The sequence below is a fragment of the Virgisporangium aliadipatigenens genome (genome assembly GCF_016863615.1).
GTDB lineage: Bacteria > Actinomycetota > Actinomycetes > Mycobacteriales > Micromonosporaceae > Virgisporangium > Virgisporangium aliadipatigenens.
This window is the reverse complement of the sequence record NZ_BOPF01000021.1, coordinates 119,798-144,504: the sequence shown is the minus strand read 5'-3', so window position 1 is coordinate 144,504 and position 24,707 is coordinate 119,798. Positions and strand designations below refer to the sequence as shown.

General features: G+C 71.4%; 28 protein-coding genes. 16 read left to right on the top strand and 12 right to left on the bottom strand.

Annotated features, from left to right (window positions below; genetic code table 11):
- Positions 1-4: 4 nt before the first annotated feature.
- A complete protein-coding gene (locus Val02_RS27275; RefSeq protein WP_203902072.1) occupies positions 5-805 on the top strand; it encodes a sugar phosphate isomerase/epimerase family protein in 801 nt (266 codons plus the stop codon).
- Position 806: 1 nt separating this feature from the next.
- Here the strand turns inward: Val02_RS27275 and Val02_RS27270 are convergent, their stop codons facing one another.
- Entirely contained in the window at positions 807-1,334 is a 528-nt protein-coding gene (locus Val02_RS27270; RefSeq protein WP_203902071.1) for a CGNR zinc finger domain-containing protein, read from the bottom strand.
- Between the two features lie 107 nt (positions 1,335-1,441).
- Between Val02_RS27270 and Val02_RS27265 the strand changes: the two genes are divergently transcribed.
- The 11 genes from Val02_RS27265 (at position 1,442) to Val02_RS27215 (ending at position 10,541) form a co-directional block, all read left to right on the top strand.
- Positions 1,442-2,362, top strand: coding sequence for a proline dehydrogenase family protein (locus Val02_RS27265; protein WP_203902070.1), 921 nt, complete (start codon positions 1,442-1,444; stop codon positions 2,360-2,362).
- A 13-nt stretch (positions 2,363-2,375) separates the two neighbouring features.
- Positions 2,376-3,698: a hypothetical protein gene (locus Val02_RS27260; protein WP_203902069.1), complete on the top strand. Its 1,323-nt coding sequence runs from the start codon at positions 2,376-2,378 to the stop codon at positions 3,696-3,698.
- 23 nt (positions 3,699-3,721) lie between these two features.
- Positions 3,722-5,071 (top strand): efflux RND transporter periplasmic adaptor subunit, encoded by a 1,350-nt coding sequence (locus Val02_RS27255; RefSeq protein ID WP_203902068.1) that lies wholly within the window; start codon positions 3,722-3,724, stop codon positions 5,069-5,071.
- Complete coding sequence (locus Val02_RS27250) at positions 5,068-5,742, top strand: ABC transporter ATP-binding protein (RefSeq protein ID WP_203902067.1); 675 nt, start codon at positions 5,068-5,070, stop codon at positions 5,740-5,742. Before Val02_RS27255 ends, Val02_RS27250 begins: the two co-directional genes overlap by 4 nt.
- Positions 5,739-6,923, top strand: a complete 1,185-nt coding sequence (locus tag Val02_RS27245; protein WP_203902066.1) for an ABC transporter permease — start codon at positions 5,739-5,741, stop codon at positions 6,921-6,923. The genes Val02_RS27250 and Val02_RS27245 overlap by 4 nt, the downstream gene beginning before the upstream one ends.
- An 82-nt stretch (positions 6,924-7,005) precedes the next feature.
- The gene (locus Val02_RS27240) at positions 7,006-7,233 is read left to right on the top strand and encodes a helix-turn-helix domain-containing protein (protein ID WP_203902065.1); all 228 of its coding nucleotides are present in this window, start codon (positions 7,006-7,008) and stop codon (positions 7,231-7,233) included.
- A gap of 326 nt (positions 7,234-7,559) precedes the next feature.
- Positions 7,560-7,661, top strand: coding sequence for a 30S ribosomal protein bS22 (locus tag Val02_RS27235; protein ID WP_007465623.1), 102 nt, complete (start codon positions 7,560-7,562; stop codon positions 7,659-7,661).
- A gap of 32 nt (positions 7,662-7,693) precedes the next feature.
- A complete protein-coding gene (locus Val02_RS27230; RefSeq protein WP_239153360.1) occupies positions 7,694-8,767 on the top strand; it encodes an NAD-dependent epimerase/dehydratase family protein in 1,074 nt (357 codons plus the stop codon).
- Positions 8,760-9,620 (top strand): lysophospholipid acyltransferase family protein, encoded by an 861-nt coding sequence (locus Val02_RS27225; protein WP_203902064.1) that lies wholly within the window; start codon positions 8,760-8,762, stop codon positions 9,618-9,620. Before Val02_RS27230 ends, Val02_RS27225 begins: the two co-directional genes overlap by 8 nt.
- 106 nt (positions 9,621-9,726) lie before the next feature.
- Positions 9,727-10,185, top strand: a complete 459-nt coding sequence (locus Val02_RS27220) for a hypothetical protein (protein ID WP_203902063.1) — start codon at positions 9,727-9,729, stop codon at positions 10,183-10,185.
- 2 nt (positions 10,186-10,187) lie between these two features.
- Entirely contained in the window at positions 10,188-10,541 is a 354-nt protein-coding gene (locus tag Val02_RS27215; RefSeq protein ID WP_203902062.1) for a hypothetical protein, read from the top strand.
- Positions 10,542-10,544: 3 nt separating this feature from the next.
- On the opposite strand, the gene Val02_RS27210 is transcribed toward Val02_RS27215, so the two are convergent.
- From Val02_RS27210 to Val02_RS27190, 5 genes are all read right to left on the bottom strand, one after another.
- The gene (locus Val02_RS27210) at positions 10,545-11,171 is read right to left on the bottom strand and encodes a LysE family translocator (RefSeq protein ID WP_203902061.1); all 627 of its coding nucleotides are present in this window, start codon (positions 11,169-11,171) and stop codon (positions 10,545-10,547) included.
- Positions 11,172-11,234: 63 nt separating this feature from the next.
- Positions 11,235-11,981, bottom strand: coding sequence for a hypothetical protein (locus Val02_RS27205; protein WP_203902060.1), 747 nt, complete (start codon positions 11,979-11,981; stop codon positions 11,235-11,237).
- Positions 11,982-12,040: 59 nt separating this feature from the next.
- A complete protein-coding gene (locus Val02_RS27200) occupies positions 12,041-12,397 on the bottom strand; it encodes a PRC-barrel domain-containing protein (RefSeq protein WP_203902059.1) in 357 nt (118 codons plus the stop codon).
- 48 nt (positions 12,398-12,445) lie between these two features.
- Positions 12,446-12,979 (bottom strand): NUDIX hydrolase, encoded by a 534-nt coding sequence (locus Val02_RS27195; protein WP_203902058.1) that lies wholly within the window; start codon positions 12,977-12,979, stop codon positions 12,446-12,448.
- Between the two features lie 7 nt (positions 12,980-12,986).
- Positions 12,987-14,267 (bottom strand): NsdA family TPR-like regulatory protein, encoded by a 1,281-nt coding sequence (locus Val02_RS27190; RefSeq protein ID WP_203902057.1) that lies wholly within the window; start codon positions 14,265-14,267, stop codon positions 12,987-12,989.
- Between the two features lie 187 nt (positions 14,268-14,454).
- Here Val02_RS27190 and Val02_RS27185 point away from each other — a divergent pair, with 187 nt between their 5' ends.
- Positions 14,455-14,799 (top strand): hypothetical protein, encoded by a 345-nt coding sequence (locus tag Val02_RS27185; protein ID WP_203902056.1) that lies wholly within the window; start codon positions 14,455-14,457, stop codon positions 14,797-14,799.
- Between the two features lie 9 nt (positions 14,800-14,808).
- Here Val02_RS27185 and Val02_RS27180 read toward each other — a convergent pair whose 3' ends face one another.
- From Val02_RS27180 to Val02_RS27160, 5 genes are all read right to left on the bottom strand, one after another.
- Complete coding sequence (locus Val02_RS27180; RefSeq protein WP_203902055.1) at positions 14,809-15,222, bottom strand: DUF5655 domain-containing protein; 414 nt, start codon at positions 15,220-15,222, stop codon at positions 14,809-14,811.
- Positions 15,223-15,234: 12 nt separating this feature from the next.
- Positions 15,235-16,344 carry a hypothetical protein gene (locus tag Val02_RS27175; protein WP_203902054.1) on the bottom strand — a complete coding sequence of 370 codons (1,110 nt, stop codon included), beginning with the start codon at positions 16,342-16,344 and terminating at the stop codon, positions 15,235-15,237.
- Positions 16,341-17,249, bottom strand: coding sequence for an HAD family hydrolase (locus Val02_RS27170; RefSeq protein WP_203902053.1), 909 nt, complete (start codon positions 17,247-17,249; stop codon positions 16,341-16,343). Before Val02_RS27170 ends, Val02_RS27175 begins: the two co-directional genes overlap by 4 nt.
- 91 nt (positions 17,250-17,340) lie before the next feature.
- Positions 17,341-18,426, bottom strand: a complete 1,086-nt coding sequence (locus Val02_RS27165) for a DUF5667 domain-containing protein (RefSeq protein ID WP_203902052.1) — start codon at positions 18,424-18,426, stop codon at positions 17,341-17,343.
- Positions 18,427-18,640: 214 nt separating this feature from the next.
- Positions 18,641-19,459: a sigma-70 family RNA polymerase sigma factor gene (locus Val02_RS27160; protein WP_373317957.1), complete on the bottom strand. Its 819-nt coding sequence runs from the start codon at positions 19,457-19,459 to the stop codon at positions 18,641-18,643.
- Positions 19,460-20,062: 603 nt separating this feature from the next.
- Here Val02_RS27160 and Val02_RS27155 point away from each other — a divergent pair.
- The 3 genes from Val02_RS27155 to Val02_RS27145 are packed head-to-tail and all read left to right on the top strand — an operon-like array spanning position 20,063 to position 22,511.
- A complete protein-coding gene (locus Val02_RS27155; RefSeq protein ID WP_239153359.1) occupies positions 20,063-21,604 on the top strand; it encodes an AMP-binding protein in 1,542 nt (513 codons plus the stop codon).
- The gene (locus Val02_RS27150) at positions 21,597-21,833 is read left to right on the top strand and encodes a glutaredoxin family protein (RefSeq protein WP_203902050.1); all 237 of its coding nucleotides are present in this window, start codon (positions 21,597-21,599) and stop codon (positions 21,831-21,833) included. The genes Val02_RS27155 and Val02_RS27150 overlap by 8 nt, the downstream gene beginning before the upstream one ends.
- Complete coding sequence (locus Val02_RS27145) at positions 21,834-22,511, top strand: HAD family hydrolase (RefSeq protein WP_203902133.1); 678 nt, start codon at positions 21,834-21,836, stop codon at positions 22,509-22,511.
- Here Val02_RS27145 and Val02_RS27140 read toward each other — a convergent pair.
- On the bottom strand, positions 22,460-24,655 hold the full coding sequence (locus Val02_RS27140) for an MMPL family transporter (protein WP_203902049.1): 2,196 nt from the start codon (positions 24,653-24,655) through the stop codon (positions 22,460-22,462). The two genes, Val02_RS27145 and Val02_RS27140, sit on opposite strands and share 52 nt — an antisense overlap.
- Positions 24,656-24,707 lie beyond the last annotated feature (52 nt).

Sequence of the window (24,707 nt, the reverse complement as noted above, 5' to 3'; positions counted from 1 at the left end):
AAGGGTGAAGTCCCGCGTCCCGGTTCTCCTGTCCACGTCCTCGGTGTTTCCCGAGCCGACGGCCGCCGCGTTCGAGGTGGCCGCGACGCTCGGCTACGACGGCGTCGAGGTGATGGTGTGGACCGACGCGGTCAGCCAGGACGCGGGTGCGCTCAAGGGACTCACCGAGCACTACGGGGTGCCGGTGCGTTCGGTCCACGCGCCGTGCCTGCTGGTGACGCAGCGGGTCTGGAGCCCCAACCCGTGGGAGCGGCTGCGCCGGGCCGCGCGGCTGGCCGAGGAGCTGGAAGCGCCGACGGTCGTGGTGCATCCGCCGTTCGCCTGGCAGCGGGACTACGCGAAGGACTTCGCCGGCGGGCTGGCCAAGGTGCAGCAGTCGCACCCGGACATCGCGTTCGCCATCGAGAACATGTACCCGGTGCGGGTCGGCCGCCGGCAGATCGTGCCCTACGCCCCGGGCTGGGACCCGACGGTCGCCGGTTTCGACGCCTACACGCTCGACCTGTCGCACTGCGCGGCGGCGCGCAACGACGCGATGGCGATGGCCGACGCGATGGGCGCCGGGCTCAAGCACGTGCACCTGGGCGACGGCACCGGCGAGGGGCGCGACGAGCACCTGGTGCCGGGCCGGGGCACGCAGCCGTGCGCTCAGCTGCTGGCATCGCTCGCGTCGCGCGGGTTCACCGGTGCGGTGGCGATGGAGGTGGCCACCCGCCGGGCGGCGAGCCGCGCCGAGCGGGAGGCCGACCTGGCCGAGGCGTTGAAGTTCGCCCGCCATCACCTCGAGTCCACAGTGGACGTTTGAGTCAGGCCATCACCGCGGCTTTTTTCCGCGCGCGGTGCGCGGCGACGTGCGAGCGCGTGGCGCACCGCTCCGAGCAGAACCGGCGGCAGCAGTTCGACGACGTGTCCAGGTAGACGTTGCCGCAGCGCTCGTCGGCGCAGAGCCCGAAGCGCGGGCTGCCGTACTGGCAGAGCCACACGGCGAGGCCCCAGACGGCGCCGGCGATGTACTCGGCGCTGACCGACGCGCCCCGGCCGGTGACGTGCATGTGCCAGTCGTTGCGGTCGTGCCCGGAGATGCGCGGCTGCACCGGGTATGCCACGAGTAATGCGTTGAGTCCCTCGACGGCCTCGTTGTCGTGTCCGGCGGAGCCGTGCGCGAACACCTCGCGCAGCTTCTTCTGGGCCCGCTTGAGAATGACCAGATCCCGCTCCGTCATCTCGGACACCTGCCAGCTCTCCGAGCCGAAGAGGTTTTCTAGATCGGACATGTCGGCAAGGGGGGAATTCACCACGTCGACGGCTGTCCGGGCGTACGCCTCGAAATCCACGGAGCCCACCGTAGCCAATAGTCCTGGAGTAAGCGATAGGCAACTGTGTGTGCCTTACCCATCGCCTTGTGCCGACGGCCGTAATGATCGCGCGGTACGCTCCCGGCATGCTGCGCAAGGTAATTCTCGCCGCAGCCGGCTCCCAGCGGGTGGAGCGGCTCGTGGAAGGTGCTCCCGTCAGCCGCAACCTGGTGCGCCGGTTCGTCGCGGGCAACTCCAGTGACGATGCGTTGCGCTGCACCCGGAGCCTCTCCGATCAGGGCCTCGCCGTCACCCTGGACTTCCTCGGCGAGGACACCGTCTCGCCCGAGCAGGCGGAGGCGACGGCCGGCGAGTACCTGCGGGTCCTCGACGCGCTGCACGCCGCCGAGCTGACCCCCGCCGCCGAGGTGAGCCTCAAGCTCTCCGCGCTCGGGCAGGTCTTCGACGACAAGCAGGCCTACGAGCACGCCCGCGCCATCTGCGCCAAGGCGAGCGAGGCCGGCACGACGGTCACCCTCGACATGGAGGACCACACCACCACCGACTCCACCCTGGAGATCCTGCACCGGCTGCGGGTCGACTTCCCCACGGTCGGCGTCGCGATCCAGGCGTACCTGCGGCGTTCCGAGGCGGACTGCCGGGAGCTGGCCGTCGAGGGGCTGCGGGTGCGGCTGTGCAAGGGGGCGTACAAGGAGCCGGAGTCGGTGGCGTTCCAGAGCCGGCTGGACGTGGACAAGTCCTACGTTCGCTGCCTCAACGCGCTGATGTCCGGCCCGGGCTACCCGATGGTCGCCACGCACGACCCGCGCCTCATCGCGATCGCGGAGGACCGGGCGCGCTGGTTCGACCGCAGCGCCGACGAGTTCGAGTTCCAGATGCTCTTCGGGGTGCGGCCGGACGAGCAGCTGCGCCTCGTCGACCTCGGCTACACCATGCGCGTCTACCTGCCCTACGGCACGCAGTGGTACGGATACCTGATGCGGCGGCTGGGCGAGCGTCCCGCCAATCTGGGCTTTTTCCTACGGGCGCTGCGCTCCCGCGACTAGGTACCTTTGCGCCATGGCCCTCGCTCTCCGATCAATGCGTCGCGGGGTGGGGGTCGTCGTTCTGCTCGCCCTCGTCGGTGGATCGGTCTCGGCCGCCGGTGCCACGCCGGTGCGTTCGGCGCCGGTGGGAGCGCGGGCCGCCGTTGCCGGTCCGTCCCCGTCGGCGTCTTCCGCGCCCGTCTCCGTCCGGGATCTCTTCGAGGTCGAACTGGCGAAGCAGGCCACCGCCATCACCACCGGCGACGTGCGGGCCTACCTGCGGCCGGCCGATCCGGCCCTGCACGACCGGATGCTGCGCATCTACGGTTCGCTGCGCGCCATGAAGGCCGTGGCCGTCACGATGACCGTCTCGGGTTCGCCGCAGCGCGTCACCGAGGGCCAGGGGGCGCCGATCGCGGGCGGGCAGCCGTTCGGCGGGCGGCGCGGCGGCGACAACGGACCGCCGGACGGCCGCTGGCGCGCCACGGTCGAGCTGAGCTTCTGCGCCGCGGCCGACGGCTGCGTGCGCGCACCGACGAAGGTGCAGTCGGAGTGGACCGTCACCGGCACCGTCGCCAAGCTCGTCGCCTACCCGGACTCCACCGACCGGGGCCCGCGCCCCTGGGAGGCGAGCGACCTGCGCGCCGCCGTCGGCGAACGGGTCGTCGTGGCCGGCACGAGCCACACGTCGGCGCGGCTGCCGGCCGTCCTGGAGACGGCCGAGAAGGCGGCGAAGATCGCCGACCGGTACGCCCGCTGGCGCCCGGCCCCGACGCGCTACATGGTGTACCTGGCCGACCCGGAGGACTGGGCGAAGTGGTACGGCGGCAAGCAGGCCGCGTGGGTGGCCGGGTTCGCCATGCCGCTCGCGCCGGACTACACCGAGATCGTGCTCAACGCGACGCGCGTCGACGCCGCCGAGAGCCTGGACACGCTGACCCACGAGTTCGCGCACGTGACGACGTTGGCCGGGGTGTCGCGCAACTACTCCGACACGTGGGTGCTGGTCGAGGGCGTCGCCGAGTTCGCCGCGCACGCCGGTGAGGACCCGCGCAAGTACCGCTGGCTCGACGGCACCCGCACGTATGTCCGAAGTGGACAGTGGCCGGGCACGGCGGCGCTGTCGGCACCGGCCGAGTCCGCGTCGGTCGGCGACGCCACGGGCCGGTACGGCGTGGCCTACCTCGCGGTGCGCCGGATCGCCGACCGGTTCGGCGAGGACCGCATGTGGAGCTTCTTCGAGGCGGTCGTGCGCTCGGCCGAGTCGCCGGAGCGGGCGGCGCCCCGGGTGCTGGGCGCGGAGTGGTCCGACGTGGCGGCCGACTGCGATGCGTCGATCCGTTCGCTCGTTAACTGAGGGCCGTCGACACCCGGCATAGCATGGGCGAGGTGCGGCAACCCCCTCGCCGGATAGCACGGCCGTTGATCCTGGCCGTCGGTGTGCTCTGTGTGCTGGCGCTCGGCGCGGCCTCCTGTTCCTCGGACGACGACGGCATCGGCGTGGGCACCGCGTCCCGCGCCGACGTCACCGAACTCGTCGACGCTCCGGCGGCCGTGACCGCACGCGCCGTCGCCACCCTGACCGCGCCGGCCGACGGCACGCTGCGGTCGTTGCAGGCACCGCCGGGCAGCACGGTCAGCGCCGGGCAGGTCCTCGCGGTGATCGACTCGCCGGGTGCGCAGAAGCGGCTCGCCGACGCGGAGGAGGCGCTGCGGGCGCTTTCGGGCACCGGCGCGGTCGGCGTGCGGGACCTCTCCGGCACGCAGCGCAAGACCGACGAGGCGGCGGCGCAGGCGTTCGCCGTGGCGCGGGAGGCCGCCGCGAAGATCGCCGACCCGGGGGTGCGCGACGCGCTGCTGGCCCAGGTCGGCGCCGCCGAGGCGGCCTACCGGGAGGCCAGCGCGTCCTCGCGGGCCCTGATCGCCTCGGTGCAGAACGGCATCGCCAGTGTCAGCCAGGCCATGAACGCGCTGACCGCCGCGCAGCGGGCCCAGGCGAAGTCCGCCTACGAACTGGCGCGCACCACCGTCGACGCGCTCACGCTCAGGGCTCCCGTCGGCGGGGTGCTCCAGATGGGCGGTCCCGGCGCAGCCGGCGGCGGTGCCGGTTCCATCGAAGAGCTTTTGGGCATGGGAGCACCGGTCCCGAACGCCGCGCCCGCGAACGGGCCGGGAGTGGATCCGGCGCCGGTCGAGGGCGCGCGGGTCAGCGCGGGCACCGTCATCCTGACCGTCGTCGACACCAGCGAGCCCGGCCTGCTCGCCGAGGTGGACGAGACCGACGTGCTGCTGGTCTCCGCCGGGCAGGCGGCCGAGGTCGAACTCGACGCGGCCCCCGGCGCCCGCTACGCCGCCACGGTCCGCGCGGTCGACGTGCTGCCGACCACGTCGGCGCGCGGCGGCGTCTCCTACCGGGTGCGGCTGGCCCTGCGCGCCGGCACCTTCGCCGACGGGCGGGCCGCGCCGGCGCCGAGGCCGGGGATGAGCGCGGTCGCGCACCTGTCGGTCCGCTCGGCGGCCGGGGCGGTGGTGGTGCCGGCGGCGGCGGTGCTCAGCGCGGACGGCCGCGACGCGGTGTGGGTGGTGCGCGGCGGCAGGGCGCAGCGGGTGCCGGTCACGCTCGGGGTCGCCGGCACCGACCTGGTGCAGGTGGTCGACGGCGTCGCCGAGGGGGACCGGGTGGTGGTGCGCGGCGCCGACAAGGTCAGCGCGGGCCAGGAGCTCAAATGATGCCGGCGGTCGTCGCCCGCGACCTGAGCCGCACCTACGAACTCGACGGCGTCAGCGTCCCGGCGCTGCGCGGCGTCAGCCTGGAGGTGGCCGCCGGCGACTACGTGGCGCTGGTCGGTCCGTCCGGTTCGGGCAAGTCCACGCTGATGCACCTGCTCGGCGGCCTCGACCGGCCCACCGCCGGCGAACTCCTCATCGGCGGCCGCGACGTCAACCGCCTCGACCCGGCGGCCATGGCGACGCTGCGCAACGAGACCATCGGTTTCGTCTTTCAGGCGTTCCATCTGCTGCCGCGCACGACGGCGGTGGACAACGTCGCGCTGCCGCTCGTCTATCGCGGCGGGATCCGCGCCGCCGAACGCCGTCGCCGCGCCACCGCGATGCTCGCCCGCGTCGGGTTGGGGCACCGCCTCGACCACCGCCCCAATCAGCTCTCCGGCGGCGAACAGCAGCGGGTGGCGATCGCCCGCGCCCTCGTCACGGATCCGGTGGTGCTGCTGGCCGACGAGCCGACCGGCAACCTCGACACGGCGACCGGGCAGTCCGTCCTGACGCTGCTGGAGGAGATCAACGCGGAGCGCGGGGTGGCGCTCATCATGGTGACCCACGACCTGGAGGTGGCGGCCCGGGCGCGGCGCCGCATCACGATGCGCGACGGCGTGATCGTGTGAGGTTTGTCGAAGCGTGGCGCGTCGCGCTGACCGCCCTGCGTGCCAACAGGTTGCGCAGCGGGCTCACGATGCTCGGCGTCATCATCGGCGTGGCGGCGGTCGTGGTGCTCGTCGCCATCGGCACCGGCACCAAGAACGAGGTCGAGGAACAGGTCGAGGGGCTCGGCTCGAACCTGCTCGTCGTGGTGCCCGGTCGGGTGGATTTCGGTGCCGCCCCAACGGCTTCGCGGCTGCAACTGTCCGATGTGGACGCTGTCACGCGCATCGTCGGCGATCGCAGCCGGGTGGCGGTGACGGTGACGTCGGGGGAGACGGTGCGTGCGTTTTCCAAGAGCACCTTCACGAGTGTGTTGGGCGTCCTCGACACCACCCCGAACGTCTTCGTCCGTCAGGTCGGTCGCGGCACCTACTTCAACAAGTCCGATGTGGACACTCAGCGGCGGGTGGCCGTGCTCGGTGCCTCCGTCGCGCGGGCCCTCTTCGGCGACCGGGATCCCGTGGGCCAGCAGGCGAACATCGCCGGCGTGCGGTTCCGCGTCGTCGGCGTCTTCGCGCCGCTGGGGCAGAGCCTCGGCGTCGACCGGGACAACGAGGTGCACATCCCCGTCACGACGGCGCACCGGCTCTTCGCCACGAACCGCATCGACGCCATCGCCGTCAAGGCGCCCGACCGCACCTCGATCGACGCGCTCGCCACCCGCATCGTGGCGGAACTGTCCAAGCGGCATCCGGAGACCGAGTTCAGCGCCGTGACGCAGGAGCAGATCCTCGGCGTGCTGGGCGACATCCTGGGGGTGCTCACCGGTGTGCTGGCCGCGATCGCCGGCATCTCGTTGCTCGTCGGCGGGGTGGGCGTCTCCAACATCATGCTCGTCTCCGTGCGCGAACGGACCCGCGAGATCGGTCTGCGCAAGGCCGTCGGGGCGCGGCCGCGCGACATCGGGGTGCAGTTCCTGCTGGAGGCGGTGCTGCTCACGTCGCTCGGCGGGACCCTCGGGATGGCGATCGGAGTCGGCTCGGCCCTGCTCGTCGCCGCCGTCTCGCCGGTGCCGGCGGCCATCACGTGGTGGTCGCTCGTGCTGGCGTTCGGGGTCTCCGCGGCGGTCGGGATCGTGTTCGGAGTGGTGCCCGCGCAGCGCGCCGGGCGGCTGGATCCCGTGGTGGCGTTGCGCTCGGAGTGATCCAAAGTAGTCGAAGTCGCACGCGCCGTAACATCTGTCCCGCTACCGTACTAGTATTCTCACGGTCGGTATCGGAGGAATCATGACGGCAATCCCTCAGGGCGACGCCCGGCGCGCTGATGAACGGCTCGGTGACGTGCGCTTCCTGACGGTCGCCGAGGTCGCTTCGCTGATGCGGGTGTCCAAGATGACGGTGTATCGGCTGGTGCACTCCAACGACTTGACGGCGGTTCGCGTCGGTCGCTCGTTCCGGGTCCCGGAGCACGCGGTCCACGCCTACCTCCGCGGCGCCTTCCGCGAATCGGCCTGACCGCCGCCCAGGCCTGTCCTGTCGATCATGGCGAGTCTGCGGCGAGGTCCAGACGTCGCGTCGCCAGACGGCGAGGTGCCCGGATACCGGTGTTGTATCCGGGTGGCTCGCCGGCGCCGCGAGGCGGCGTCTGGAGCCGGCGCAGGCCGCTGATGATCGGCAGGAGAGGCCTTTAGGGCCGCTTCGCCGGGCTTTCCGGCTGACAGGCCGGGCGCTGGTTTTCCGATCACGCGGGCGGGGGGCTACCCTGGAGCCCGCCAATACACCGATGTGCCCCGGCGCATTCCCGCCGGGCACCGCGTGCGTACGTGTTTTGAGGGGAACTAATGGGCTCGGTCGTCAAGAAGCGCCGCAAGCGTATGGCCAAGAAGAAGCACCGGAAGCTGCTGCGCAAGACCCGCGTCCAGCGTCGTCGTCTCGGCAAGTAGTTCGCACCTTCAGCGAAGTGAGCTAGGGCTAGGTGAGCGAGTCGACCCCCGACGGAATCACGGTGCTGGTGACCGGCGTCAGCCGGTACCTCGCCGCCCGTCTGGCGGCCCGACTCGTCGCCGACCCGGCCGTTGAGCGTGTCATCGGACTCGACCCCGCCGCGCCGTCGGCCGAGGTCGAGCCGTACCTCACGGGCGTGGAGCTGTACGAGTCCGAGCTGCGCACGGCCGACCTGATCCGGCTGTTCGCGCGCAACGAGGTCGACGTCGTCGCTCACCTGGCCATCTCCACCGCCCCCGACCCCAACCGGGGCGGGCGCGCGGCGATGAAGGAAGCGAACGTCATCGGCACCATGCGCCTGCTCGCCGCGTGCCAGCAGGTGCCCCGGCTGCGCAAGCTGGTGGTGCGCTCGTCGACGGCCGCGTACGGCGCGTCCTTCCGCGACCCGGCCGTCTTCACCGAGGGCACCGAGCCGCGGGACCTGCCGCGCGGTGGTTTCGCGCGCGACGTTCTCGACGTCGAGGACTATGTGCGCGGGTTCGGCCGGCGGCGCAAGGACGTGCGGGCCACGGTGCTGCGGTTCGCGCCGTTCATCGGGCAGCAGACCGACACCAGGCTGTCGCGGTACTTCACCATGCCCCTGGTGCCGACCGTGCTCGGGCGCGATCCGCGGCTGCAGTTCGTGCACGCCGACGACGCGCTCGAGGTGCTGCACCGCTCGGTCGTCGAGGACCACCCGGGGACCTACAACGTCGCCGGGCGCGGCGTGCTCACGCTCAACCAGGCGATCCGGCGTGCCGGCCGGCTGGCGGTGCCGGTTCTCGAGCCGGGGCTCTCCGGTGTCGCGGCCGTCGCCAAGCAGTGGCGGGTGCTGGACTTCTCGCTCGACCAGTTGGACCTGTTCGTCCACGGGCGGGTCGTCGACACGGAGGCGCTGGTGAAGGAGTTCGGCTTCGAGCCGCGCAGCACCGCCGAGGCGTTCGACGAGTTCGTGCGCGCGCACGACGCCGGGCCGATGAGCGGTTCGCGGCTGCGGTTCGCCGAGAAGCTGATCCTCGAACGGATCCGGCAGGCCCGGGCGTCTCTCGGGGGCGACGATGACTGAGGTTCCGGAGCCCCGTAAGCCGGACGTGTGGGACGAGCGGGTCGCGGGCTTCCTTTCCGCCGTGCGCCAGCGGCTCACCGGCGACTACGAGGTCGACGAGTTCGGGTTCGACAAGCACCTCACCGACAACGTGTTCCTGCCGGCGCTGAAGCCGCTGTACAAGACGTGGTTCCGCACCGAGGTCACCGGCGTGGAGAACCTCCCCACCGAGGGCGGGGCGCTCGTCGTCGCCAACCACTCCGGCACGGTCGCCATCGACGCCGTCATGCTCGCGGTGGCCGTTCGTGAGGAGACCGAACGTTACCTGCGCCTGCTCGGTGCCGACCTGGTCTTCCGCATGCCCGGCCTGTCCGAGTTGGCGCGCAAGAGCGGGGCCACCCTGGCCTGCGCGCCCGACGCCGAGCGGCTGATGCGCACCGGCCACCTCATCGGCGTCTTCCCGGAGGGGTTCAAGGGCGTCGGGAAGCCGTTCAGCGAGCGGTACCGCCTGCAGCGCTTCGGGCGCGGCGGCTTCGTGTCGGCCGCCCTGCGCACCGGTGTGCCGATCATCCCGGTGTCGATCGTGGGCGCCGAGGAGGCCTACCCGATGATCGGCAACGTGCCGTCGCTCGCGCGGCTGCTCGGGCTGCCGTACTTCCCGATCACGCCGACGTTCCCGTGGTTGGGGCCGCTCGGATTGGTGCCGCTGCCGTCGAAGTGGCTCATCGAGTTCGGCAAGCCGATCGAGACTGCGTCGATCGAGGGCGACGCCGACGATCCGATGGTGATCTTCAATCTCGCGGATCAGGTGCGGGAGACGATCCAGCAGACGCTGTACGAGCTGTTGGAGCGGCGCCCGGATCCCTTTTCCTAGGGTTTCTATTTCGCGCGTCCGCCGGGGGCGCGACCGTTCCTCCCGTCGCACCTCTCCGCTTCGCTCCGTTGCCACGTCCGCGTCCGGTTTCTGGCATGCTGTCGCCGTGCGCGAGCCGTTGCCCGCCCCGCCGCCCGGAGCCCGGAAGCTCGACTTCTGCCGGCGGCTCGGCGGCGACTGGCGGGATCTCGCGGATCTGATCGACATTCCGGCATACGAGCGGGCCCGCTTTCCGGCCGGCGACGAGCCACGCGCCGTCTGGGACTGGTTGGAGCGGCGCGACCGGCTGCCCGAACTCCCCGGCCTGCTCGACCGGATCGATCGGACCGACCTCGGCGACCGGCTCCGGCCCTGGCGTCACGCCGAGCCGTCGATACCGCCGCCGCGACGGAGGGCGGGGCGGATCGGTCTCGCCGTCGCGGTGACCGCCCTGCTCGCCGTCGGGGTGGCGGCGGCGCTCAAGGTGATGACGCGGGACGGCGATCGGGCCACCGCCGCCCCGTCGCATTCGGCCGTCGCGACGCCGACCGCCGGCCCGTCCGATTCGTCGCCCCGGCCACGCTGACCGTGCTCGAACCGTCCGAGGCCGTGGACGTTCCGCTGGAGGTGTCGGTACTGGTCTTCTGGCGACCGATCCCCGGCCAGACGCTCTGGGTCCTCGTGGGAGTACACCCGGAACGCCCGGGCACGGACGACTGGTACACCACCCGGTGCTACCCGAAGAACGCCGCGCCGGACCGCTTCACCTGCGACCGCGTCCGCTTCGGCCGGAACCTGCAGCAGCACGGGCCCTGGGATCTCGTGGCGGTCCAGGTACCCGAGCACGAATACATGGAGCAGTACGTCGGAGTCGGCTATCTGAAGCCGATCGAGACGCTTCCGATCAGCGCGAGGTCGCGCACCTATCAGTACCGGCGCTGAGCCTCAGGCGAGGTCGTCTACGGCCAGGGCGGCGCCGAGGCCGAGAAAGACGACGCCCGCGCCGAAGTCGACCTTCCGCTGGGTGCGCGCCCGCACGCCGGTCGCCCCGATCCGGCTGCCGATCGCGATGTAGCCGAGCCCGACGAGGAGTTCCACGCCGAGGTACGCGATCCCGAGGAGGGCGAGCTGCCCACCCGCGTCGGCCGCCTGCCCGCCGGTGAACTGCGGCAGCAGCGCCGCGAAGAGCAGCAGCGCCTTCGGGTTGCTCATCGCCACCACGAACTCGCGCGTCACGATCGAACGCACCGCGCCCTCGGTCGCCGCGGGGTCCCGGCCGGCGAGCGGTTCGCGCGCGGCGCTGCGCAGGCTGGTGACGCCGAGCCAGACGAGATAGACGACGCCCACCCATTTGATCGCTTCCAGGGCGGTGGCGGAGGCGGCCAGCACCGCGCCGAGCCCGGCGACGACGAGCCCGATCAGCACCACGAACGCCGCCAGCCGCCCACCCACGCCGGCCAGCGCCCGCAGGGAGCCGTACCGGACGGCGTTGCTGAGCCCGAGCAGCTGGTTGGCCCCGGGGATCAGCGAGACGAACAGCGCGGCGGGCAGGAATCCGACCCAGTCGATCATGATCTCATGATGGCCGCCCGGGGTGGCGGCGACGAGCTCCGGCCGCCTTTTCCAGGGTTTGGCTCAGTCGTGGACCCGGCCGAACTCACCCATCGGGTCGCTGCCGGCACCGTGGATCGCCCGGATCCGCCCCGGCAGGTGACCCCCGATCGGGGTGCCGGCGAGCAGCCGCGCGGTCAGGTACGGGTCGAACCCGTCGTACCAGCCCAGCAGCCAGTCGACGTAACGCCCGTGCGCGGCGAAGTACGGCACGACGCCCTCGTCGGACTGAACGGTGCGCACCCGCGGGGCCTCGCCGGCGCGCAGCCGGGCCGCGTCCTCGGCACACACCGGCACCCGCCTGCGCGCGCCGCCGCCCGGCGCCCACTCGACCTCCGCGGCGGCGGGCCCGTGCACCGGGCTGAACAGGCACGGCGGCTCTTCGCGGCCGGCCATCGCACGACCGGCGCGGCCGGCCGCCGTGGTGGCGGCGCGCAGGTTGTCGGCCCAGCGCTCGTTGGCCGCGAACAGCTCGGCGGCCCGCTCCGCCTCCCGAAGGTGCGCGGCGGCCGTGTCACGCTTTTGCCCGGCGGCGTCGTGCTCTTGCAAGGCGGCGTCGGCGGCCGATCCGGCGGGCAGCTGGGCCAGCCGGGCGTGCAACACCCGCAGGTCCTCGCGCAGCACGGCGGCCATGGCGGCGCGTTCCGTCTCCCATTCGGCTGCGAGGTCGGCCATGTAGTTCTCGCGCACGGCGTGCAGAACGAGCGCCACGACGACGCCACCGGCGAGGAGCGCCCCGCCGACGACGCTCGCGAGGACCCAGATGTTCACGTGCGACCTCCCGGCTCGACCAGCGGCCGCCGAGCGTACCCGCCGCGCTCCAGCCCTGGTCAGCGACGCGCGAGCCGCCGCACGCCGGGTGCCCCGGTCGTGTACTGGAGGTTGTAGTGGGCGAAGAGGCCGGGCTCCTCGGTGGCGGTCAGTTCGCCGTCGAGGTCGATCGACGGCGCGGCGTCGACGAGCTTCTTGTCGTAGCGCACCCGCACCGCGTCGGGCTTGACGGTCGCGCCGAGGAGCGGCACGAAGACGAGCCGGTGCCGGCCGATGAAGCCGACGCGGACCGTGATGAACGACGGTTCGTCGGTGGCCGTGTCGACGTACACCGCCTCCAGTTCGCCGATCTTGGAGTCGTCCGGGTCGATGACCTTCTCGCCGCGCCAGTCACGCAGGTTCTCCGCTGGGAACATGCCGCCCGCATGCCCGGCAGAACCCGCCCGAAACTCAGCCGTCTGAGGCTAGGCGAGGTGCATGCCGCGATAGTAGGAAAGCGCGGAGAGGGACGGCCCATCAGTGATCTGCCGGTCGGCGGCAAGGCGCGGCAGCTCGGCGAGTGGGAGCCAGGCTACCTCCACGGTTTCCGCCCGATCGGTGGGTTCTCCGATGTGGATGAGCCCCGTGGCGAGGAAGACCGTGTAGCGCATGGTGCTGATACCGGCCAGCGGATGGTAGGTGAACATGTGCTCGACGGAGCCGGCTCGGTATCCGGTTTCCTCTTCGATCTCACGGCCGGCGGCGACCGCTGGGTCCTCGCCGGGGTCCACCCAGCCGGCTGGTATTTCCCAACCCCAGGTGTCGGTGATGTACCGATGACGCCAGATGAGCAGCGTACGGTCTCCGTCGACTGCGACGGCACCGACGGATGCTCGCGGAAATTTGATCACGTGGTGATCGATGCGATCGCCGTCGGGTAGCTCGACATCGTCTCGCCACACTTCGACCCACGGGCTTTGATACGCCGGTCGGGTGCCGTGGACCTTCCAGCGTGTCATCTCGCCCCTAAATCGCGGGTTGTCGGTGCAGGGATCGGAGGTGCTCCTGGATTGTGCGGACAGCATCGGTCGACCGCCAGCGTCCCATGCCGCTCAGGACCTCGCGCGCGCGTCCGACGATCGGATGCACGAGCTGCGTGTCAGCCATGGCGAGCGCATCGGTGATCAGGTCGCAGGCTGCTTCCGGTTCGTCATCACGGACCCTTACAGCGGCGAGATCGAGGGTCAGAAGTGCCCGCCCTTTGATGTCATGGGAGGGGCGTTCGGCCAGAGCGGTGTTCATGAGCGTGTTCGCGGTAGCGGTATCACCGACGAGCAGGTGGACCGTGCCGGCGAGCCCGTCTAGGCGTGCCTTGTCGAAGAAGTCGGTCCCGTCAGGAGGTTCGGCACGATCGAGGTCGGCGTACGCCTCGCTGAGGGCATCGTTGGCCGTTTCGTTGTCGATACCGGCATACGCGCGGGCACGTAGCGCGCTGATCCATGCGCGGCGGCGCCGACCGGCACGCCGACAGGCCAGGTGGGACGCCTGGTCGAGCAGGCTCGCGGCGTGATGCGCGTTCCCGCTGTAGAACGGCGCGATGCTCTCCAACGCGAGGACCCAGGCGGTAAGACTGCCGTCTTCGGACTCGTGGCCTGCCAGTCGACCGACGGCGAAATAGCCTGCGGCGCGATCGCCATGCCCCTGGTCGATCCAGACATTGCCGGCGATCCCTGAAGTCAGGCCGATCAGCGAGATTGCCCGACGGTGAATCGACAGCCGCTGCGGCCGGGCGGCGATTAGGTGAAGTCGGCCCAGATGCGCCGCCGTCATCGGCCAGATCGAGGTCGGCCCGGAGACCGGGTATCGCCTGGCGAGCAGGTTCACAGCCTGCTCGATGAAGTCCAGGTCGCGGTCGTCGACCGATGACTGACTGAGCACCCGGGCCAACTCGTCGGCATCGACGCCGGAGTCGGACCGGGGCGCCGCTCCTTGGCCGGAGCCGTCGGCAGCGAGGCCGAGTCGTCGTCGAGCGTCGCTCGGCAGGTGCAGGCCGTCGGCTATTCGGTGCAACACGTCCAGCGATGTAATGGATCGTTTGCCACAGATGATCTCGCTGACCGCGCTTTGGCTCATGCCGATCGCCGCACCGATCCGACTTTGACTGGCTCCGGTGTGGCGGCGGACAAGAGCGAGCAGCGAGCCCATCGCGCGGTTGTTGAGTGCTGCAATTACATCGACGCGCTTCCAGAACTCATCGGAAACCTGAATCGGTGCGAGCCCATTGGAAGCCACGAGTGCCCCTGTCATGTATCTCGATGATTCGTGGAGCGCCGTCCATCCCGTCTCGGGATAGCGCAGCGGAATAGGCGTCGGGCGCCGTGCGGTCGAGAGTAGACGACACGGCGCCGAGGCGGGTGCCGCCCATCGGAGCAGCGCCGATTCGCTGATCCGCCCGCCTCGGCGCCGCTCGCACACCGGCAGAAAGGGAAAGCGAGTGTCCGAAGTAATCGATCATCCCGTTTGGTGCGACGTGAGTGAGTGCGTCGCGTTCGATCCGTGGTCGCGGCACCGAAGCGCACCGTTCCGAATCGACAAGAGTGCACCTGGCGGAGTGGCAGTAATCGCTCGCCTGACGTCGACCTCCACCGATCCGACGGATTCCGCCGAGGTGGTGGTCGAACTGACGCTCGTGCATTCGCACTTCCTCGGCGGCCAGCCGGCCGTTGTCGAGGGACATCTGTTGGATCGGCGGACGGTTCGGGAACTGCACGCGCTACTCGGTCGGCTACTGCCGATGATGGCCACGCCGGCCACGGAGCTTCGCAGCGCGACTGCATGAACGCTGAACTCAGCCGTCGAGGTACGCCTCTTCGAGCCAGCCGCGCAGTTCGTCGTCGACCTGGTCCACGCTCGTCAGCTTCACCAGGTGCGCATGGCGGCCCGCCGAGGCACGTTCCGCCCGGCCGATCCGGGCCCCGGACAGCGGCCGCCCCAGCACGATCCACAGATTCACCGAACGCGCCACCGGCCGCACCTCGGCGAAGGAGCGCGACGCCTTGAGGAACACGCCGACGGAGACCGCGTCCTCGTGCACCGGGCCGAGCGTGCGGACGAAGCCGATGATCGCGTCGTAGATTCTCCGATACTCCGCCGGCCGCCCCGCGAACGAGTCGTCGACCGTGCACCCGGGCACGCAGACGTGGGCCTGACGGGCCCGGCCGAACTCCCGTTCGCAGGCGGGGCAGGTCCACCGGCCCGTCATGTTCACCGCCCGTCAGGTGAGCGTGCGCAGGTCCAGGGCGTGCAGCGTGGTCGCCTCGTTGTCGCCGGTCGACCACCACACCACCGGCCCGCGGGCCTGCACCGTGGCGGCGCCGCTCGCGAGGACGACGGAGCGGTCGGCGCCGGCGTCGAAGAGCAGCACCTTGAGGTTGCCGGCGGCTGCGGGGGCGTTTCCGGTCAGCGGCGCCGTCATGGAGAGGATCTCCCAGCGGTCCAGCAGCGCCACGTCGAGCACCGCCGCGGCCGTCCCACCGCCGGCCATCCGCAGGCGGCCGGTGCCGTCCGGCCGCATGAGGTCGGTGCGCGCGGGCTGTCCGGCCGAACCGAGCACCAGCACCCGGCACCACGCCGGTGCGCAGGTGACGAGTTCGCTGGGACTGCCGGGAACGGCGACCCGTCGGCCGTCGCGGACGTTGCGCAGCTCGACGTTGCCGGACTGGCCGCTGCCGGCGCTGGTGACCCAGGGCCACGCGGACGGCGCGTAGGTGCCGTCGAGCGGCTCGATCTGCACGGCCCCACCCGCGACCGGGATCGAACGCAGCTCCGTCGCCCTGGCCTCGGGGCGCGACGCGGCCCAGCGCACCCGCCCCTCGGCGACCAGCAGGTCGTACTGCGAGTTGTAGAAGATCACGTCGCCGGTGTCGGCGGTGAGCAGCGTGGCCGGGGCGCCGGTGCGCCAGTTCGCGGTGTGCAGGGTGGGCGCGGTGGCGACGTCGCCGGTGGAGACCATCCAATACAGGTTGTCGCCGTCGGCGGTGAACCCGTTGAACTGCGGGTTGGTCGAGACGGGCACCCGCATCAGCTCGCGCGGGTCGCCGGTCGGCGGCCGCACGAGGAGGCGCAGCTGTGCGCCGTCGTCGGTGAGGGCGGTGCCGACCGAGGTCTCGGCGTCGAGGTGGTACCAGGGCGTGTAGGCGCGGCCGTCGGGCAGGCGGCCGGGGGTGTCGACGATCCGCGCGTCCGGCCAGCGGTCCCGGACGGACTCCTCGGCGACGGCCTTTCCTTTGTCGGCGGCGGCGTCGGGCTGCGGCCGGGCGACGAGCCAGCCACCGGCGAGCAGGGCGACGACGAGTCCGGCGACGCCGGCGATACGAGGTTTCACCTGGTGGCGGTCCTGGCGGTGAGGCGGCGCCGGCGCAGGGCCAGCCCGACGAACGCGGCCCCGACGGCCGCTCCGGTGCCGAGCGCGGCGGGCAGGGCGATCTTCGCCGCCTTGCGGCCGGTGCGGAAGTCGCGGATCTCCCACCCGCGCTTGCGGGCCTCGCGGCGCAGCGCCGGGTCGGGGTTGACCGCGACGGCGTGCCCGACGAGGGAGAGCATCGGTGTGTCGTTGAACGAGTCGCTGTAGGCGGAGCACCGTTCGAGGTCGAGGCCCTCGGCCGCCGCCAGGCTGGAGATCGCGGTCGCTTTCGCGGGGCCGTGCAGCATGTCGCCGGCGAGCCGCCCGGTGTACTTGCCGTCCTCGACCTCGGCGACGGTGCCGAGCGCGCCGGTGAGGCCGAGCCGCTGCGCGATGACCCGCCCGAGCTCGATCGGGGCGGCGGTCACGAGCCAGACCCGCTGGCCGGCGTCGAGGTGCAGGCGGGCGAGCGCGTGCGTGCCGGACCAGATCCGTTCGGCCATCAGCTCGTCGAAGATCTCCTCGGCGAGCTGCTCCAGCTCGCCGACCGGCCAGCCGGCGACGAACGCCAGCGCGGCCGTGCGGGCGGTGGCCATGTCGCCGCCGTGCTCGGAGGCGAGGAGCCGGAACCGCAGCTGCTTCCACGCGAAGCCGGCCAGGTCCCGGGAGGTGAAGTAGTCGCGTCGGGCCAGCCCGCGGGCGAAGTAGTAGATGGACGCGCCCTGCATCATCGTGTTGTCGACGTCGAAGAACGCGGCCGATGTGGGGTCGGTGGGGACGGTGAGCGCCGCTTCGACCTCGGCGGCGGCCCAGCCCGCGGCCGAGGCGATCACCCGGGCGGGGCGCTTGCGGCGACGCTCGGTCTGCGCGCGCGACTGCTCGGCCATCACCTCTCCCTTCCCCCGAGAGCGTAGACGCCGCCACGACGACTCGGGGCGCCGGACCAGGTCCGGCGCCCCGATGGGGAGGTGTGACGGCTCAGCCGAAGATGCTCTCGAAGAGGTCCTCGACGCTCTCGCCGAGGCCGCCCTCCTCGGGCTTCTTGTTCTGCTTCTTCTTGGTGGTGGCGCCCGTCGTGCTCGGCGTCGGCGACGGCGACCGGACCTCCGTGGCGGCCGGTGCCTCGCCCGTGGGCGCCGGCGGCGTGGCCGTCGCGTCCGGTGCGTGGGTCGCTTCCGGCGCGGGGCCGGTGTGCTGTTCTCCGGTCGAACGGGCATCGGGACGGCCGCACAGCGTGGGCACGGCACCGAGCTCGTCGACCTGGAATTCGGCGTCCGAGCAGTCGGACATGCCCTTGAGCCCTTCGGCGCGCTTGCCGATCTCGTCCATCAGCGCGAGGGACTCCATGGCGCGCGTCTTGGCGGGGCCGTTCAGGCGGTCGACGAGGTGCGCCAGCACCGGCCGCTGCGTGACGACGAACTGCTCGACGGCGGTCAGCCCGGCCTCCTCGCCGCGTTCCACGGCGGTGGTGGTGAGCAGTCGGCTGCCCTGCTTCATCTCGCCGTCGAGGTCGCCGAGGACCGGCCGCAGCTTCGACTCGCTGGTCAGCGTCCCCGCCTCGGCCATGCGCACCTTGGCGAACTCCAGGTGCAGCTGCCCCTTGGACACGTCGGAACCGGCGAAGGCCAGCTGCGCGCGTTCGTTGGAGCGCTTGACCCCGTACAGCACGTCACCCGGAACGGCGTCACCGCTGGCGAACGACACCCCGGACACCGCGAGGGTGCCGGCGATGGCGGTGCCGATGATGGCGCCGCGGGTGCGACTGCTCGGCAGGAACGCCGCCAGGCTGCGCCGCGGCTTCGCCTCCGGCTCCGGCTCGACCATCGTGGAGCCGATGCCCTCACGTTCGATCCGGGCCATGAGGCTGGCGCGCAGGCCGCTTCGGAATTCGGGATCGACCTCGACGACCAGCGGCAACGTCGTAACCCGCTGGCTCACAGCAACCAGGTCGGTCAGATCGCCGTCGGCGTCCGACCGGACGTGGTGCCGGCGGGCGCCGGCCGCTTCGTCGAGCAACTGGGCAAAGCGCTCGGCGCGCCGACGGGAAAAGACGGGCGTGATCACCGGGAGCACCCCCCTTCGCTCGTTTGGACGGTACGGCGCGTCAAGACAACCCGTCGCCGTGCTGCCGGGACCGGAGGGCGCCAGGCCGCCGGTCGTATCCCGTCCAACGGAGCACGGGAGCCGGTGGTTACGGTGCCAATCGGACACATGGAACGGTGATTGCTACAAGTCACCCGTCGGTGCCGATGCGTGACAACGGCCCGGCGCCGACGGGTCATGACTTGAAGCCCTCCGGCAGCAGCCGGGCGAGGGCGCGCACCGCACGATACTGCAGGGCCTTGATGGCGCCCTCGTTCTTGCCCATGGCCTGCGCGGTCTCCGCGACCGAGAACCCGTGCAGGAAGCGCAGCACGATGCACTCCTGCTGCTCCGGGTTCAGCTGCTTGACGGCGGTGAGCAGGGCGACGTTGGTGATGTGGTCGACGACCGCCGCTTCGGGGCTGCCCTCGGGGCCGCGGTCCTCCCGGTCGGCGTCCAGAACGTCGCCGGTGGTGACCTCCAGCCGGTAACGGCCGGACTTGAAGTGGTCGGCGACGAGGTTGCGCGCGATCGTGACGAGCCAGGCGCCGGGGTCGCGCCCCTGCCAGGTGAAGCTGCCGATGCGCTTGAGCGCCCGCAGGAACGTGTCGGCGGTGAGGTCCTCGGCGAGCTGCCGGTTGCCGACCCGGAAGTAGATGAACCGGAACACCGTGTCCAGGTACCGGTCGTAGATCTTGCCGAAGGCCTCGGCGTCGCCGGCCTGGGCCCGTTCGACCAGCCCCCACACCTCGGCGGCGGCGTCGCTGGGATCGGGGCGCTGGCGGGGCGCCGGCGCGGGGCCGCCGGTCGTGGCGGGCTTCTCCTCGACGACCGTGTCGGCGGTGGCGGTCTCGGGCTCCGCGTCGGGTTCGGCCACCGGGGCGGGCTTGCCGAGCTGCTCCTCGATGATCTTCGAGTTGGTGCCGGGGCCGTACGTCGGCGCGGGGTCGACGGCGGGCTTGTTGCGGGTGCGGGGCACCTGCCCGTCGCCGCGCACCTGGATCGACATCTCCATCCAGTTACGGAGGGGGTCGCTGAAGCTGATGCTGCGGCGCAGGAGGTCGAGTCCTGCCGTCAGGGCCATGCGGGCGGCCAGCACCTCGGGGCTGACTGCCTGGATGGGGAACGCCGTCACGGATAAACCTTCCGATCGCGGGGGCCGTTCGCGGAAGGGTTCTGGTCCCTCAATACCGCTAAAGAGGAGGTTTTTAATTCATAACGGGGCACTGTGGGCCTCCTCAGGTAGAGGGGGTACGAGTCACAGCAAAAGGGGCGAGCCGACCCCGCTGATAGTAGGACCGACATCACCCCCGTGTGCGAAGTCCGATGCAGGGACGCACAGTATTTCCGGTTCGGGGGACGCAGGTGTCGCACTGTGAGTGCGTCATGACGCCGCGACACGCCGCTATTCCCGCGGGACACGCCGGTGGAAGCGTTCCCAATGTGCAGGTTGCGGCAGAATGGCACGGATGTACCTCGTGTGAGTGAACCGCCCGACCCTCCGGCGTGTCCTCCCGCCCCGGGCGTGCACATAATGGCACAGAAGTTACAAATCGGGCATAACGGCATGGGTCCCCGAACGGTGCACTCTGTGCCAGACTCGGTCACCGTGCAGCAGGTGAACGAACCACACGACAGCACCGGCGGCACCGTCGCCGACCTCGTGCGGCGCGCGGCGGCCGCCCGTCCGGAGCACCCCGCACTGCGCTGGCACGAACGGCAACTGACCTGGGCGGAACTCGACCGTGAGGTGGACGCCGTCGCGGCGGGCCTGCGCGCGCTCGAGCTGCCCGCCGACGCGCATCCCGCGCGGGTGGCCGTTGCCCTGCCCAACGTCGCCGAGTTCGCCGTCGCCCTCTTCGCCGTCCTGCGGGCGGGGCTGGTCGCCGTTCCGGTCAATCCCGGATACACGACGCGAGAGGTCGGACACATACTGCGAGACTCCGGTGCCGCCGCGCTGATCGGAACCGGACATACGGTCACGTCCGCCACCGAAACGGGTGCCGAGCTTCGGACGTTCCCCCTGAAAGACATGCCGCGCGGTGAATGGACCGCCGACGTGTCGGTGAGTCCGGCAGACCTCGCGGTCCTTCTATATACATCCGGATCGGCAGGTGCCCCGAAGGGCGCGATGCTCACCCACCGCGCTCTGCTGGCCAACCACGCGCAGCTCGCCGGCATCGACCCGCCGCCGGTGACCGGCGACGACACGGTCCTGCTCGCCGTGCCGCTCTTCCACGCCTACGGCCTCAACTCCGGACTGATCGCCGTGGCGTACCACGCCGCGACCGGGGTGCTGGTCGAGCGCTTCGACCCGGGCGAGTCCCTCGATCTGATCGAGCGGCACCGGGTCACCGTGGTCGCGGGCGTGCCGACCATGTACGTCGCCTGGTCCCTCATGGGGGAACGGCTCGCGCCCGCCTTCGCGGCGGTCCGCACCGCGGTCTGCGGCGCGGCGCCCCTGGACGCGTCGACCGCGCGCCGCTTCGCGGAGGGCGCCGGGCGTCAGGTCCACGTCGGATACGGGCTGACCGAGACGGCGCCGGTGCTGACCAGCACGCTCGCGAGCGAGACGGCCAAGGTCGGCTCGATCGGCCGGCCCATCCCCGGCGTTGGGCTGCGCCTGATCCAGTCCGATGGCGAACCGATCACGATCGACGGCCCGCTGGAGGAGCCGGACGAGGACGAGTACGCGCCCAACACGCCCGGCACCGACCCCGGCGAGATCGTCGTGCGCGGCGCCAACCTCTTCACCGGCTACTGGCCGGACGGGCGGGAAGGCCCGGGGGAGGACGGCTGGTGGGCCACCGGTGACGTGGCGTACGCCGACGCCGACGGCGACCTGTTCCTGGTCGACCGGCTCGGCGAGCTGATCCTGGTGAGCGGCTTCAACGTGTACCCGCACGAGGTGGAGCAGGTGCTCGACGGGCACCCGGCCGTCCGGGAGGCGGCGGTGCTCGGCGTGGCGCACCCGTACACCGGCCAGGCGGTGAAGGCGTTCGTGGTGCGCGAACCGGGCACCTCGGTGGACGCGGACGAGTTGACCGCCTACGCCGAGCGCAACCTGGCGCGCTTCAAGTGCCCGACGGCGGTGGAGTTCGTCGACGAACTGCCGCACTCGGCCACCGGCAAGGTCAGGAAGGCGGCGTTGCGTGACTGAACGGGTCGTCGTCTACGGGCGCACCGGCTGCCACCTCTGTGACGACGCGAAGGCGTCGCTGGAGCGGCTGGGCGTCGCGTACACGGAAGTGGACGTCGACACGGATCCGGAGCTGACGGCCGAGTACGGGGACCTCGTCCCGGTGATCACGGTCGACGGCAAGGAGCACGGGTACTGGCGGGTGGACGAGGCCCGCCTGATCAAGGAATTGGGTGGCGCGCCGCGCTAGATTTTCGCCGTGGCAAAGCACCTCGTCTGGGACTGGAACGGCACGCTCCTCAACGACCTCGATCTCGTCGTCGCCGCCACCAACGCGGCGTTCGCGTCGGTCGGCGGCCCGGTCGTGACCGCTGAGGAGCACCGGCGTGACTACCGCCGCCCGATCGTCGACTACTACGCCTACGTGCTCGGCCGGCCGGTCGCCGAGGACGAGTTCGTGCGGCTCGACGACGTGTTCCACCGGGCCTACCGGGAGAAGCTGGTCGACTGCGCGCTCGCCGACGACGCGCTGGACGCGATCCACGCCTGGGAGGGCACCCAGTCGCTGCTGTCCATGTGGTTCCACGACGAACTGGTGCCGGAGGTGACCCGGCGCGGGCTGGTGCACCGGCTGGCCCGGGTGGACGGCCTGCGTGCCGCGGTCGGTGGCGGCCACAAGGCCGAGCATCTCGCCACGCACCTGGCGGAGCTGGGCGTCGACGGGCCGGACGCGGTGCTGATCGGCGACTCCGTGGACGACGCGAACGCCGCCCACCAGGTGGGGGCGGCGGTCGTGCTCTACGCGGGCGGGTTCACCGACCCACCGCTGCTGGAGGCGACCGGTCTCCCCGTCGCCTCCAGCCTGCTCGAAGCCGTTCAGCTCGCGGTGGCGCCCACCGGGACGGGCCGCTCGACCGGCGGGACCTGAACCGGCGCGGTGCCCGACGCCCCGTGCTCGATCTTCGGCAGCCACCGCAGCCAGCGGGGCAGGTACCAGTTCGCCTCGCCGAGCAGGGACATGACCGCCGGCAGCAGCACCGCCCGCACGATCGTCGCGTCCAGCAGAACGGCCACCGACAGCCCCACACCGACCTGCTTCATCGACGCCAGCGGCATCGTCGCGAACAACCCGAACACGATCACCATCACGACGGCCGCGCTGGTGATGGTGCCGGCGGTCCCGGCGATCCCCTCGGCGACGGCCGAACGGGTGCGCAGCCCCCGGTCGTAGCCCTCCCGGATCCGCGAGAGCACGAACACGTGGTAGTCCATCGACAGCCCGAAGAGGATGACGAACAGCAGCAGCGGCAGCCAGTCGGTGATGCCGCCCGACGACGTGAACTTCAGCAGGTCCTCGCCGTGCCCGTCCTGGAAGACCAGCACCAGCACCCCGTAGGCGGCGGCGACCGACAGCAGGTTCAGCACGATCGTCGTGAACGCCACCACGATCGACCGGAACGAGAGCAGCACCAGCAGGAACGTCAGCCCGAGCACGAACGCGAAGACCAGCGGCAGGCTCTTCTCCAGGGCCTGGTTGAAGTCGTACGACCCGGCGGTGTTGCCGGCGACGGCCACGTCCTTGACGCCGGCGACCGGGTCGAAGATCTTCGGCAGCACGTCGTCACGCAGGAGCAGGAGCGCCTTCTCGGAGGTCTCGTCGGTGCCGGAGCCGGAGAGGCCGACGGTGACGATCGCGAGGGTGTGATCGGGGTTGACCTGCACCGAGATCGGCTCGTGCAGCTGCCCGGTGGCCAGTGCGGTCTCCCGGAACTTCTCCAGCGCCTCGGTCATCGGTTCGGCCGTCACGTCGTCGGCCTTGATGACGACCTCGGCGGGTTCGCCGGCGCCCGGGTAGGTGCGCTGGATGTCCTGCATGGTGTCGACGGTGGGGATCACGCCGGCGGTGAAGTCGTTCAGGCTCTCGGACTGGGGGTTGAGGCGCAGCGCCGGGAACGCGAGCGCCCCGAGAAGCGCGGCCGCCAGGACACCGGAGACGAGCGGGTGCCGGGTGACGACGCCCAGCACGGCCCGCCAGGCGCGGCCGTCGCCCGTGTGCTTGCGGCGGCGGCGGATCCGTCCCAGGTCGATCTTGTCGCCGAGCAGGGAGAGCATCGCCGGCAGCACGGTCAGCGAGCCGATGACGGCCGTGGCGACCACGAGGATGGTGGCGGCGCCGAAGCTCATGAACGTCACGTCACCGGTGAGCAGCATGCCGGCCATGGCCACGATGACGGTCAGCCCGGAGATCCACACCGAACGCCCGGAGGTCTGCGCGGCGATCATGAGCGCACGCTCGGGGTCGACCCCGCGGGCCCGCTCCTCGCGTTCGCGGCGGATGTAGAAGAGGCAGTAGTCGACGCCGACGGCGAGGCCGATCAGCAGCATGACGTGCATGGTCGCGTCGACGGTGGGCGCCGCCCGGCTGACGACCGCCAGCAGCCCGGCGGCGGCGATCACGGCGGTCACCGCGAGCACCACCGGCAGCAGCGCGGCGACGAGCGCGCCGAAGGCGATCAGCAGGATGCCCAGGGTCAGCGGGAGGGAGAGCAGGGCGAGCGTGTTGAGGCTCTTGTCGAGTTCCTCGCCGACGAACCGGTCGCCGCTGGCGTCGCCGGTCTGCCGGACGCTGAGGGTGGGGTGCGCCTTCTGCACGCCGGCGACCGCGTCGAGCGTCTTGTCGAGGTCGTCCTCATCGGCCATCGCGAAGGTGACCAGCGCGGCGGTGCCGTCGGGCGAGGGGATCGGTTCCGAGCGTTCGAGGACGACGCCCGTCTTGTCCAGGGCCGCGGCCAGCTCACCCAGCGCCGCGGTGATCTCGGGATCGTCGACGGAACGGCCGGCGGCCCGCACGAGCACCATCTCGCCGCTGCGCTCCGGGAAGCCGGCGTCGTCGATGAGCTTCTCGGCGCGGGCGGATTCACCGTGACCGCCGCCGGTCTCGTCCTCGATCACGCCCAACTGTCCACTGAGGACAACGGTGGCCACCACGAACACGAGCCACCCCAGTACGGCGAGCACCCGGTGCCGGGCGCTCCAGGCGGCCGTCCGGGCCGCGATCCCCTTGATTCCCATGGGGAGAACGCTATTTTTCGCAGCGTCCTCGATCGATCCGGCGAGCGTGCGG